The organism is Ensifer sp. YR511 (assembly GCF_900103045.1).
GTDB classification, from domain to species: domain Bacteria; phylum Pseudomonadota; class Alphaproteobacteria; order Rhizobiales; family Rhizobiaceae; genus Ensifer; species Ensifer adhaerens.
In genome coordinates this window covers 25,090-38,437 of record NZ_FNGR01000024.1, presented here as the reverse complement: position 1 = coordinate 38,437, position 13,348 = coordinate 25,090, and the positions used below count along the sequence as shown (strand labels likewise).

Sequence of the window (13,348 nt, the reverse complement as noted above, 5' to 3'; positions counted from 1 at the left end):
TTCTCCGCGGGGCGGTGATCGGCGAACCGGGCCCGCGCAAGGCTGGGCCCGGTTCCGTCCTGGGAGGCGTGTTACTTGAAGTAGTGCTTGCGGATGGCGTCGGCCGACATGAAGCTGTCGATCGAATGGTTGTCCGGCTTGCCGTCGAGCATACCGAGCGCCTCATCGAGCGAGAGGCACTTTGTGGTCTCCGTGCACCACGGTCGGCCGGTATTGGCTTCTCGCTCGATGACATAGGGCTCCGGAACGAGGATCGTGTTCTTGTAGGACGGGTCGATCGGATTGGCGACTAGCGCTTCGGCATTCAGCGTTTTGCCGCGCAGGATTTCGGTCGCGATCCGCAGCGCATCCGCACCGATTCCTGGCGGATTGGCGACAACGACGCTCGTGAGATCGGGCGTGTTTTTCCAGAATTTCAAATAAGAATGCACGTAGTCGCCCGTAAGCGGCTTCAGCGCCGTATCCGACGCTGTGAAGGCGCGGATGGCACCTTCCGGCATCACTTCCTGAATAAGGACACCGTCGATGTTGTCATGGGCGGCGAGTAGGCCGGTCATGGCCTCGCGCGCGGTAGCCTGGTCCCATTGGCCCGGTACGGAGGCCAGCAGCTTCACGTCCGGATTCCTGGCCAATACTTCGTCGCGTGCGCGAACACGCCAGTCGTTGGCCGTGTTGCCAGCCAGCCCCTCGATGGCAACGATGTTGCCTTTGCCGTTCAGCGTCTCGACCAGCCACTGGGTTTCGATGCCCCAGTACTGGGTATGGTCGAGTGAAATATTGAGCACATCAGCCATATCGAGCGGGTTGTCTGCGACGACAACCAGTACGCCCGATGCGATCGCGCGAGCAACCACAGGCTTAAGCGCTTCGCCGGACACTGGATTGATGACGAGCGCATCGATGCCACGGGCCAGTAGCGAGTTAATCTGAGAGATCTGCCCGTTGGCGCCGCTGGTGGAGTTTACGACGATCACATCCTTGACGTCGCCATCGGCCTTGAGCTCGGCCGCCACCTCTTCAATATCGGCTACGAACTGTGCTCTCCAGGCATTGCCAATGAAGCCGTTGGACACGCCGATGGTGAACGGCTTCTCATGCCCGCCTGCATTCTTTAGAAATGACAGGTCCTGTGCGCTTGCAGCAGACATGGCGGCAAGCGAAATCATGCCGGCAAAAGCCAGCCACTTCGTAAACTTCATGATGTCCTCCCAAAGACGCTCGGACTGCGGCACTACCCAATCCAATGCATCATACATTATATATGATACAGGATATTTCAAGCGTAAATTTAGCGCAGTCGTTTTACAAGGGGCAGTTGACTTGGTCATCACGACGTCACGATGCAGCCGGTCGAAGCGTTGCTCGATGCCAGTCACGTCATCACTTTCGCGCCCCCGAAATGCTCCGTGCCTACCCTTGAGCGCGTTTCGGCTGTAGCCTGTCAGCTGTGCGCTCGCCCGAATGAGAGTTGACCGGCTATCCGGCACCAGACCAAAGGCGCGCCGCTCCGCCCAATTCAGTCGTCTTGGGGAGATCGCTTTGATCGGATCGGCATAGGAATTGATCGGATGAGGTCAGCAACCGCGCATATGCTATATATGGTTGCGGCTTCAGATAAACGAAGTCAATCTATACCTACCCGACAGGAAAGGTCAGTTGGAAATACCTTTGGAGACAGCGCGGGACGTGACCATTTTCTCAAACCAGCACATCCAGAAATGACTGGACCCTCGGCTTGATAAATTATCATGCTCTAAGCTACCTCGCCGGTTCGATGCTTTCCGGCAGTTTTGCCCACGATTCTCAGTAGAACTCATCGAGAAAGAGTTCAGCTACATCGCAGAAGCAGCTGGTACGCAAACGAATGTTCTTGCTGCTGTACAGGTTTTCAGATCTGCGTTCTCATAGACACGGTGGCGAGAACATGGCCGGTTACGTCTGTTCACAAGATGAACGCATACTAGGACTGCAGACGGAACGTTTCGATAGAAGACCCGGGAGCCGTCTTCCGGGCTGAATTGTGAAAACGCTATCACTTCTAACCAAACAATCTTAAGATGAATGATTTGAAATCACATGATAACGACGACATCACGGGTGCACAGATACGAGCGGCGCGTGCACTGGTCCGCTGGACTGCAAAGGATCTCGCACAAGCGGCCAGAATTGGGATCGCAACCGTAAGCCGCGCAGAGGCAGAAGGACGACGCACGACCTTAACAACCGCGAACTTAAACGCGATCCGGTTGGCTCTGGAAAGCGCCGGAGTAGAGTTCATCCCGGAAAGCGGCGGTGGCGTCGGTGTTCGTTTTAGGGATCGAGGGTAGGAATCGGTCAGAAAGCTGCTTGTAAAGCTTGCCTAATCAGTTCGATCTCGATGGCGCCTGGTGCGGAAACTTCACCATTGAGGTCTGCTGTTTGGATCCAGCTACTATGCCGAAGCAAAGACCACCGCGCTCGCCGAGACATGCTCGTAGTATTCAGCTGGCGCATGTGCCAGGGAATAGTTACGCAGTTTCAAATCATGAGCCGTCGTCATCGCTCCGCTTTGCGAAGCTCGTCGGGGATGCTATCCATAGGTCGCAATCTGCCTTTACCTTGAGCAGACACTGGAAATGGTCAAGCATCAAACCCGATTTCAGCCTCCTGCGACTGGCTACCTTCACATCAGCCGTAGGTCGCTCTTGCAGCAACTACGACGTTCCGGATCGAGGCGGCTAACGACCATCGTTGCGCCCGCCGGCTATGGAAAAACGTCGTTTGCGGCGCAATGGCATAATCTCGTCAAGGGGCATGGAGAGAACGCTGTATGGTTACCGCTCGATCCGGCGGATTGCGATCAAGGGCACTTTCTCCTGTCCCTCCTGGATTGCCTGCAGATTGTTTTGCCAGAGGAGGGCCGGGGCCTTGACGTCAGCAGCATGCCCGTTGCCGCGCTGCATTCAGTTCTTGTCACCCGTTTGCGCCGGATCGAACCGCTCACACTTTTTCTCGACGACTATCATTTTGCTCAGACCGATGCGATTGAGGCGGTTATCGCCAGGCTCCTGGCAGCGGCCGAGCTCGGCCATGTTAGATTCGTGCTTATCTCGCGCAGTGCGCCACGGTTTCCAACGTCGGTACTCCGGCTTAGTGGCGAACTGAGACAAATAGGTGTCGCAGATCTGAGCTTTTCGGATTCGGAGGCGCAAGAGTTTTTTGACAGCGCGGCGAAGGGGCTGACCCACGAGCAGATAGCACGCCTCAACAGACGCACCGAAGGATGGGCAGTGGCCCTGCAGATGGTTCGGGTTCTGGTGGCCGAAAACCTTGACAGGACCGCGATCTTGGACTCCTTCGACGGCAACAATGCCGAGATGGGGCGTTATCTTTCCGAGCAAGTGTTTTCCAGTCTACCCGAAGATATGCGGCGTTTTCTGACGGAGACGGCGTCGCTACCTGCTATCGGTCGCGCACTCGTTGCAGATGTCTTTGACAGAGACGACACCATAGCGATCTTCGGCCGCCTTGGAGAATGCGCATTGCCCATCGCCGTTCTCGACGGGCAGGGGACATGGGTGCGATACCATCCGGTCTTCAACAGCTTTCTCAAGGAGGAAGCGGGAAGGACAGGGATCGATACAGACTCAATTCTGCAAAAAGCTGCGCGCTGGTTTGAGGCCCGCCATGATTGCGATGCGGCGGTGCGGCATGCTCTTCTGGCGGGCGATACGGGACTGGCCGCAGAGATCATCGAAAATGCCGGCGGATGGCGGCGCGTCTATGCCACCACACGCGGCGGTACGCTGCTGTTTGAAACCTTGATTGCAAAAGCTTCCGATATCACTCTCTCGCGCTATCCCCTAACGACGCTTGGGCTGTCCGTGGTCAGTGCCAAGACCGGTCATCTCGACGCCGCCAACCACTATCTGGCGATCGCCGAACGCGCCTGTACTAGCGAAGAGCTGAAACGCGATTTCCGCGTGGTCCGGGTGCTTCTGTCCCTTTATACGGATCGCTGGGTGACTGCCGGCGATCTTTCGGCTCTGGAAGCAGATCTGGTGCAGGAAGACGACATGGAGCTGATCCATCGTGCGCTGGCGCTAAACATGCTCTCCTACAATTTCCTGATCCGCACGGATCTTGAACGGGCGCTGCACTACGGGCAACTCGCCATGCGGGCGTTTCGAGATGGCGGCGCGGACTTTGGCGCTATGCATCTCTACACCCATATCGGCCAGGCTGCATTCTTCAGTGGCGACAGCTCCGGCGCCGCGGACGCCTATCGCTGCCTGATCGCTGAAGCCCAGGAGAATATCGGCGAAGGTAGCGACTTGGATGCAGTCGGCCAGGTGCTGTTGAGCGAGGTTCTATCGATGCGCGGGGAGCCAGACCCAGGATCTGCCGCTCTGTCCTGGGCTTTGCCGCACCTGGAGCGCCACGATACATGGTTCGATCTGCTTGCGGCGGGCTTCATGGCGCAACAGCGCATGTTCCGGCTGAACGGTGACCTACTCGCGGCCGACGCCGCAATCGACAGTGCGCGGGCAACCGCTCGCAGGCGCGGCTTCGACCGATTGACGAAGCTTATTGATGGCGAACGGGCTACACTCCTCATCGCAGCTGGTGACGTTGAGGAGGCGGCACGCTACGCCGACATGAACGGCTTCCCGATGCGAGGCGGCGGCGCCGATGCCGCCAACAATCTCAGCGTTCACCTGCGCGGTTGCGTTCCTGCCCTGCTCTGGGCGCGAATTCATGCGGCACGGGGCGATCTCGTCCGAGCGCGCAACCTACTGGACAGGCTAGTCGTGCAGCAGGCGTCAAAGCCCCACATCCCGCGCAGGATCGAGCTCGGACTTCTTGATATTCGTCTTCTGCTTTGTGAGGATCGGCAGGACATGGCGGCAACCCGGCTTTCCGATCTCATGCTCTCGTTACCGGTGGCCGAGTATCGGGCGACCATTCATATTGAAGGCGTTGATTTCGCAGACAGTCTGCGCCGGCTCGTCGTTCGCATGGATGTCCCCGCCGTGGTTGCGCAACGCCTCTCCCGAGCTCTTGACCGCCCCTGCAGCGCAACTTCGGCGGCGGGGTCATATAGTGCAACTGAGCCGGGCGGCCTTACCGACCGCGAGCGTAGCGTAATGCGCCTTTTGAGCGCGGGGCTCAGCAATAAGGAAATAGGCCGCAGGCTCGGGCTGAGCGATAATACGGTCAAGTTTCACCTGCGTAACATCTTCGCCAAGCTAAATGTGACAACCCGCACGGCTGCGGTGATGGCCGGACGCGATACCGGCCCGCTTGCGTGACCTGCCCGAATGGGTAGGGTGAGCAAAGTACACTCCCACCCATGTGACAGGCTACCACCGCGCCCTGAACGCTCCTAGTCTTTCCTCCACAAGCGTCAGGGAGGTGAAACTGGTGACCAGCGGCGAGAGACTTGTCGATTCCGTAACGCAGGAGATCATCGAGGGTAAGCTGATGGCGACCGTCGATGAAATGGGAATTGTCATGGCTCGCACCAGTATGAGCCCGGTCATTTACGAGGTCCTCGATTTCGCCTGCGGCCTTCTGACGGCTGATGCCGAACTGGTCGCGCAGATGAACGGCATCACACTATTTACCGGGACGTTCGGCGTGCAGGTCAAATCATTGCTTGAAAAGTTCGCAGGCGATCTCGTGGATGGCGACATCCTGCTCACAAATGATCCTTATGCCGGTGGTACGCATGCCTGCGATTTTGCGGTCGTCAAGCCGCTGTTCGTCAATGGCGACATTCTTGGATACGCGATCAATGTCGCGCATTACTTGGATGTCGGTGGGTCAGTGCCCGGAAGCCTTGCACCCGATGCCACGTCTGTTTTTCAGGAGGGCCTCCGGCTGCCTGGCGTGAAAGTCGTACGCTCGGGTGTTTTTGCGGATGAGATTCTGCACATCATCGGTGAGAATGTCCGACTGCCAGAAATTGCACTTGGTGACTTGAATGCGCAGGTGGCTACAGTCCGGGTGGCCGCTCAAAGGATGATGGAGCTTTGCGTCAAGTATGGCGCGGACATTGTCCAGACTGCTTTTGCCAATTTGCTCGACGAAAGCGAAAAACGCAGTCGCAGTGCGATCGCTTCGCTTCCCGATGGGCGGTACGAAGCCAGCGACATCATTGATGGTGATGGCGTGACCACTGCGCCAATCCCGGTGAAGGTCGTGGTGACCATCGCAGGAGACAGCATTACCGCCGATTTCACCGGCTGTCCGCCGGCTGTCCCCGGACCGATTAATTGCGCCCGTGGTGCGCTACAGTCGGCCGTCAAGACCATCGTCAAGGCCATGGTGGGACCTCAGGATCCATCGAACGAAGGATGGTTCCGCCCGCTCACGGTGATCGCCCCCGCGGGCACGATCTTCACTGCAGAGAAACCCTCCCCGACGGGCTGGTACTATGAGGGATCGGTCCATGCGTCCGAACTTGTCTGGAAGGCGCTTGCTCCGTTGATGCCGTCGCGATTTTCCGCCGGCTCCTACTCAAGCCTCTGTGTCGTCTATATTTCTGGGAAGGACAAAAGCGGCCAACCATTCATTCATATCGAGCCCCAGCACGGTGGTTGGGGCGCCAGTCAGCACCGCGACGGCGCTAGCGCATTGATCGCGCTCACCGATGGGGACACATACAATTATTCGGTTGAAGTCATCGAGGCGCGATTTCCGCTACGCGTCAAACGCTATGGCTTCAATATTGAAGGCGGCACGGGGGCGGGGCGCAGGCGCGGTGGCTTCGGCATTGTGCGCGAATATGAGGTTCTCGGCGACCACGCATCCGCCTATGGCAGCTTTGGACGCACTGCTACGCTGCCGTGGGGCATGGATGGCGGAAGTCATGGCACGGCAAATGTCCTGCAGATCGCACCTGCCGACCAGGGGGTGCCACGATCCCATGGTCGAGTCGCCCACATCGATCTAAAAGCCGGTGACATCCTTCGCGTTGTTACAGGTGGCGGTGGCGGATGGGGCGATGCGCGGCAACGCGAAGCCGACTTGATCGAAAATGATCTGCGCAATGGATTTTTAAGCGAGTTCGACGCGGTTAGCCTCTATGGGTATGAAAGAAGGAAAGAGCAATGATCAGGCTCGCAACCGATGTCGGCGGTACGTTTACGGATCTCGTTGGCTATGATGAGCGTAGTGGCGAACTCTTTACCGCCAAGAGCCTTACCACTGTGCAAGACCAATCGATCGGCATCCTTGATGCGATCGCGACTGCCGAGAACAAGGACGGTCTGCGCACGCGCGATGTCACATTCTTTGCTCATGGCGGAACCACAGTCATCAATGCGATAACTGAACGAAAGGGTGTGCGCACAGCGCTGGTCACCACGGCCGGTTTCCGCGATGTGCTGGAGATCGGTCGCGGCAACAGACCGGATCTCTATAACCTGCAATTCCACAGCCCCGAGCCATTTGTCCCGCGCCATCTTCGTTTTGAGGTCCGGGAGCGACTCGATGCCGCCGGCAATGTTCTCGTGCCGCTGGAAATCGACGATCTACGACCGATCATCGAGCGATGCCAGGCTGAGGCGATCGAGGCAGTTGCCATCCTTTTTCTCCACAGCTATGCCAATCCGGAGCATGAAACCCTGTGCGCCAGCATCCTCGCAGACGCCCTGCCGGGGACAACAGTGTGTGCCAGCCACGAAGTGGCTCGGCAATGGCGCGAGTATGAACGCACGAATACGGTCGTTCTCAATGCCTATGTACAGCCAACTATCCGGCACTATTTCGAGCGGTTGGAAAGCGCGCTGACGCGTCGAAATCTTACCTGCCCCTATTATGCGATGCAGTCGAACGGCGGCATATCAACGTTCGATCAGGCGGCGAGGAGCCCTTTGACGCTCGTTGAGTCCGGCCCGGCGGGCGGCGTAGCTGGCGCGGCCAGGATCGGCAGCGCTCTTGGCGAGAGCGAGGTTCTGTCGCTCGATGTCGGCGGGACGACGGCGAAATGTTCGCTCATCCACGACGGGCGCCCGACGCTGAACGTTGACTACAAGCTGGAACACAGCCGCATCGCACCCGGCCATCCCGTGCAAGTGCCGGTCGTCGATATCGTTGAGATCGGATCGGGTGGCGGCTCCATTGCCCGTATTGACGAACGAGGCGCCTTGCGCGTCGGACCGGAAAGCGCGAGCTCGACTCCGGGGCCAGCCTGCTACGGACGCGGTGGCGAAAAGCCGACCCTTTCAGACGCAATCCTGACCATCGGCGTGTTCGATCCCGCGACCTTTGCCGGCGGCAACATGCACCTCGACAGGCAGAAGGCTGTAGATGCGATCGCAACTGTCGCTGCACCGCTTGGAATGCGCATCGAAGACGCGGCGCTTGCCATCATCGACATTGCCCATGCCAGCATGATCAACGCCCTCAAGCTGGTAACGGTACAGCGCGGCCATGATCCGCGTGATGCGGTTCTCGTCGTCAGCGGCGGGGCCGGCCCCGCGCTGGCAACGCGGCTCGGGCGCGAGCTCGCCGTCAAGGCGACCGTTATACCACCTTATCCCGGCATCTTTTCCGCCTGGGGCATGCTGGCCGCAGAACCTCGTGCGGACTTTCGTGAGACATGGTTTTCCCCCCTTTCGCGGGACGCGCTGGGGGAGCTGGCCCGTCGGTTCGATGGGCTGGAGGCGGAGGCCATCGCCTATTTCGCCAACGGCGAGGACGCCGACATACGCTTCACCTATCGGGTCGAGGCCAGGTATCGCGGTCAGGAGCATGGCGTTTTCACGCAACTGCGGCGCAGTGACGACTTCAATGCCTTTGCCGAAGGGTTCCACATCGCCCACGAGCGTGCCTACTCGTTCAGGCTTTCAGAATCGGCGATCGAGATCACCACGCTGCATTTGGAAGCCGTTCTGAATGGCCCGGTCATCGCCTTGCCGAAAATTGACCGGATGTCGACGTCAGCCGCTTTGACGGGACACAGGAGTGTTTATTTCGGCGGCGATCGTGGCTGGGTATCGTGCCCGGTCTACGCGCGCGGTTTGCTGGCGGCGGGCCAGTCCATATTGGGGCCGATGATTGTCGAGGAGGCTACCGCAACGACGCTTGTTCAGGAAAACCAGAGACTGAGCATCAGTGAGACCGGCGTCCTGATCATCCGCGAGAGCAACGGCGAGGCGGCCTGATATGGCGATATCTATTCAGGTCCACGGCGTGAGCCGGGAATACGGTCCGGTCAAGGCGCTCGATAACGTCTCACTGGACATCAAGGCGGGCGAGTTTTTCACGCTGCTCGGATCCTCTGGGTGCGGAAAGAGTTCGCTCCTGAAGCTCATCGGAGGGTTCGACCGGCCAACAACCGGCCGCATTGCCTTTGACGGCAAGGACGTCGTGGACACACCGGCCAACAGGCGCCCGGTCAACACCGTCTTCCAGAACCTGGCGCTCTTTCCGCATATGAGCGTCGAGCAAAATGTCGCCTACGGCCTGCGCCTTCGGGGCCTTTCGGGCAGGACGTTGTCATCAAAAGTCAACGAAGCACTCGATCTGGTGGAACTCTCGGGCTTTGGCCCCCGCAACGTCAATATCCTGTCGGGTGGCCAAAGGCAGCGAGTGGCGCTCGCCCGCGCGCTGGTCATGGAGCCTGGCATCCTGCTACTCGACGAGCCCCTGACGGGTCTTGACGAACGCCTTCGCCAACAAATGCGGGACGAATTCGGCCGGCTGCACAAACGCACAGGCGCGACCTTCATCCTTGTCACTCACAATCAGGACGAGGCCCTAAGTCTCTCAAACCGGATGGCAGTGATGCACCGGGGGCGGATCGAACAACTGGATACACCGGGCCGCTTCTTCGAGGCGCCGGCAAACGCTTTCGTCGCCCGGTTCGTCGGTATTGACACTTTGCTACAGCCAGAGAGCGTCGTCGTGGCCGGCGCCGGCGGGCACGTGATTGTCGCCGGCCAATCGCTGCCAGTCAACATCGTAGGGCCGGTTGACCCGGCGGGGTCCATAGTTGCCATTCGACCCGATCGTCTGTTTCTGGCGCCGCTTGGTACGCCGCCGACGCTGCTGCTAACGGTCGCGGAAGTTACGTTTCGCGGCCTCCATCATGACCTAAGACTGGCATTTTCGGACGGACAGACGCTCGTTGTCTCGATCAAAGCAGACGTATCAATCGAACGGTTTTCAATCGGGCAGCGGATCCGCGTGGGTCTTGGGCCGAATGCGGCAGTACTGGTTTCAAATCGGGGATTTTCGCCCGCCGCTTGATGATATTCATACGGAAAAACAGTGCATGCAAAAAGCAAAAGGGGAACAAAGATGAAACAGGATGACAGACAGATTCTCTCCCGACGGCACAGCAATGTGCAACGACGCGATTTCGTTAAGTTGATGGGTGCAGGCGGGCTCGCCCTTTCTGCGGCAAGCCTTGGCTTTGCCTCACGCCTTGCTGCGCAGGAGACCAAAACCGTGGCCTTCTGGGCGACGGCGACGCTGGACATCGGAGACAAATGGCAGGAACTTGCCGCTCAAAGCGGAGTTGCTCCTGAATTCACGGACAATGGAAACGATCTCGGTCCGGTTATTGCCCGCTTGGCGGCTGGCAACGCCAATGACCTGTTTGACGTCGGCGGTTTTCAGGGCGGTGCGGAAAAAGAACTGGCGCGCCAGGGCGCCATCATTCCGTGGGATCTTCCTAAGATTCCAAATTACGAGAGTGTCTGGACCTGGGCCAAGGACATTCCGTATCTGAAGCTTGAAGGTAAGCAGTACGGGATTCCGACTGTCGTCAATGCGGACTCCATCATCTATCGTCCGGACAAACTCGGCAAGGTTGACAGCTACGGCGCGATTTTCGATCCAAAGCTCAAGGGCAGGGTCGCAATGGAGGATGCATGGATCAACAGCGCCATCTTTACTGCAATGTATTTGAAGGAAAGCGAAAACAAGCCAATCGCAGATCCGGGAAATCTCAGCGAGTCTGAACTTGGTCTCGTCATGGAATTCCTGATCAAGCACAAGAAGGATGGTCAATTTCGTACGTTTTGGAACGGCTGGGAACAGGGCGTACAGCTCGTTGCTGACCAGGAAGTCGATGCCATGACAGGCTGGGAACCCATCGTTTATGAGGGCCGCAAGCGTGGACTCCAGGTCGAGTATGCAGCCCCTGTAGAGGGTTACGAGGGTTGGGGCAACAACACCGTTCTTCTCAAGGGTGCCGGCGATCGCGGCGTTTCGGATGCTGCCCACGCATTTGTAAATGGGCTGCTTGGCGGCTTCTATGGCTGTGAACTTGGCCAGGCGCGGGGTTATCTCGTCCCGACCGACAACAATTCGGCCTATGCCAAAGCGCACCCGGATCAATACAAGCTGGAGGAAATCGAGAGGCTCGCCAATCACGTCAAGGCGAAGTTCGCTGGGAAGGTCTACTGGCAGAACGCCCGGCCGGACAATTTTCAGCTTTACGAGGAATGGTGGCAGAAACTGCGCAACGCCTAGACCCATTATCGGCAGCGACCATCTCCTGCTCGCTGCCGGCTACCTGGCTACCTGAAGGAAGCGCATGCCCGGACCCCGACCGATGATAACCACGCTCTTGATAACGCCACCGATGGCGGCGATCCTTGCGCTTGCGCTGGTGCCACTTAGTGTCGTCGTTATCTGGAGTTTCTGGAGTTGGGATCCGCAGACCTACTGGATCAGGCCTGATCTGAGCCTTTCTGGATATGCGGCTGTGCTTGAAGCGGGGCGCTGGACCGTCATCGTCTCCACGCTGGTGAAGGCTTTTGCAACGGCATTGATTTGCCTTTTGATCGGGTATCCTACCGCCTATGCGGTCCATTTCCTGGCGGGACGCCGGTTGAGCGTCGTTTTGATGGCGCTTATCACCATTCCGTTCTTCACATCTTATTTGATCCGGTCTTTCTCGTGGCGGCTCGTGTTGGGGCGCACTGGTGCCGTCAACAACGCGCTACAGGACCTCGGCCTCACCGCAGCGCCGCTCGATTGGCTCCTCTTCAGCAATTTTGCGGTTCTGGTCGGGCTGGTCGCCTCTTATCTTCCCTTTGCCATCTTTCCGCTCCTTCTGTCGATGCGCCGTGTCGATCGGACCCTCATGGCGGCGGCACAGGATCTAGGTGCCGGCTTCTGGACAACGATGGCTACCGTTCTCTTGCCGCTGACGGTTTCAGGCATTTTTGCGGGGTTCCTTTTTGTTTTCGTGATGGTGGTGGGGTCTTCGACCGAAGTCCAGATGTTGGGCGGGGCCGGGGCGTCGATCGTATCGGTAATGATCAACGATGTTATGCGTGTCGCAAACTATCCGCTGGCCTTTGCCATCTCGACCATCGTACTCGCGGCTATCTTCGCTCTTGTCCTGATCGGGAACCGGATCTTTAGACTTTCGTCCCTGTTTGAGGATCACGCGCCATGATGCTTCAAGAAGGCTGGGTCAATCGCATTTTCCTCTGGACGGTGACCGTCGTCGGATTGCTCGTGATATACGCGCCACCGCTTTATTTGCTGGCGGTCTCGTTCAATCCGGCCCTTCAGCCGGGTCTGCCGGACGTGTCGGATCTGAGCCTGAAATGGTATCTGGCGCTTCCGAGGGAAGGTGCACTTGTCGGTGCTCTGGAACAGTCACTGATGATCGCGACCGTGACGGCGGTCCTTGCGACGGGGATGTCCCTACTGGCTGCTCTTGCTTACTTCGAGATACGCGCACAGAGAACGACGTGGTTCTTGATAGTGATCCTGCCGATGTTTGTGCCCGGTGCTATTCAGGGGTTGGCATTGTCGGCCGTCTTCACGCACTCAGGTATCAAGGCGTCCGGCCTGACAGTTATCGCCGGTCATTTGCTTTGGGCGATGCCTTTTTCGTTCATTGTCATCTTGACGAGCTTTGCTGCCGTGCGGCGTTCCTATCTACTAGCCGCCGCGGATCTGGGCGCGACGCGTTGGTCTCAGTTTTACGATATCACTCTGCCTTTGATCCGTCCGGGACTGGTGAGCGCTTTTATTTTTTCATTCCTCCTATCGCTCAATGAATTCACACGCGCTTTCTATTTGGCAGGCCGACAAAACACCCTGCCAGTGGCGCTTTTCGGTAAGATGAACTCGGGAGCCTCGCCGGTTATATATGCCATGTCCGGGGCGATTTTCCTTATTTCGGTCGTCTGCGTCGTGATTATAACCGTTTATTCCCTCCTGGCCGCGGCAAGAAAACACTCGGTTTAGAGACTGGAATGACGTGCTCACTACGAGACCAGCAAGGCTTGGATGAGCCGGACCTCGCTGACAATTATGTTCAGCCATCGTCGTCTCGGTATCGCGAAGAAACCTACGAGGAAGGGCGAAATCTGGCCCTAAGTTGAGGTAG

8 protein-coding genes are annotated in these 13,348 nt (G+C 58.1%); 7 read left to right on the top strand and 1 reads right to left on the bottom strand.

The window, feature by feature from the left end:
- Positions 1–71: 71 nt before the first annotated feature.
- Entirely contained in the window at positions 72–1,376 is a 1,305-nt protein-coding gene (locus tag BLU15_RS28580; RefSeq protein ID WP_090299981.1) for an ABC transporter substrate-binding protein, read from the bottom strand.
- A 1,239-nt stretch (positions 1,377–2,615) separates the two neighbouring features.
- Here BLU15_RS28580 and BLU15_RS28570 point away from each other — a divergent pair.
- The 7 genes from BLU15_RS28570 (at position 2,616) to BLU15_RS28540 (ending at position 13,206) form a co-directional block, all read left to right on the top strand.
- Positions 2,616–5,291 (top strand): LuxR C-terminal-related transcriptional regulator, encoded by a 2,676-nt coding sequence (locus BLU15_RS28570; RefSeq protein ID WP_090299977.1) that lies wholly within the window; start codon positions 2,616–2,618, stop codon positions 5,289–5,291.
- A 112-nt stretch (positions 5,292–5,403) separates the two neighbouring features.
- On the top strand, positions 5,404–7,098 hold the full coding sequence (locus tag BLU15_RS28565) for a hydantoinase B/oxoprolinase family protein (protein ID WP_256386683.1): 1,695 nt from the start codon (positions 5,404–5,406) through the stop codon (positions 7,096–7,098).
- The gene (locus BLU15_RS28560) at positions 7,095–9,152 is read left to right on the top strand and encodes a hydantoinase/oxoprolinase family protein (protein ID WP_090299975.1); all 2,058 of its coding nucleotides are present in this window, start codon (positions 7,095–7,097) and stop codon (positions 9,150–9,152) included. The genes BLU15_RS28565 and BLU15_RS28560 overlap by 4 nt, the downstream gene beginning before the upstream one ends.
- 1 nt (position 9,153) lies before the next feature.
- On the top strand, positions 9,154–10,239 hold the full coding sequence (locus tag BLU15_RS28555) for an ABC transporter ATP-binding protein (RefSeq protein ID WP_090299973.1): 1,086 nt from the start codon (positions 9,154–9,156) through the stop codon (positions 10,237–10,239).
- A 51-nt stretch (positions 10,240–10,290) separates the two neighbouring features.
- Positions 10,291–11,469: an ABC transporter substrate-binding protein gene (locus BLU15_RS28550; RefSeq protein WP_090299971.1), complete on the top strand. Its 1,179-nt coding sequence runs from the start codon at positions 10,291–10,293 to the stop codon at positions 11,467–11,469.
- 82 nt (positions 11,470–11,551) lie between these two features.
- A complete protein-coding gene (locus BLU15_RS28545) occupies positions 11,552–12,403 on the top strand; it encodes an ABC transporter permease (RefSeq protein ID WP_090299970.1) in 852 nt (283 codons plus the stop codon).
- On the top strand, positions 12,400–13,206 hold the full coding sequence (locus tag BLU15_RS28540; protein ID WP_090299968.1) for an ABC transporter permease: 807 nt from the start codon (positions 12,400–12,402) through the stop codon (positions 13,204–13,206). Before BLU15_RS28545 ends, BLU15_RS28540 begins: the two co-directional genes overlap by 4 nt.
- The last annotated feature ends 142 nt before the right edge of the window (positions 13,207–13,348 follow it).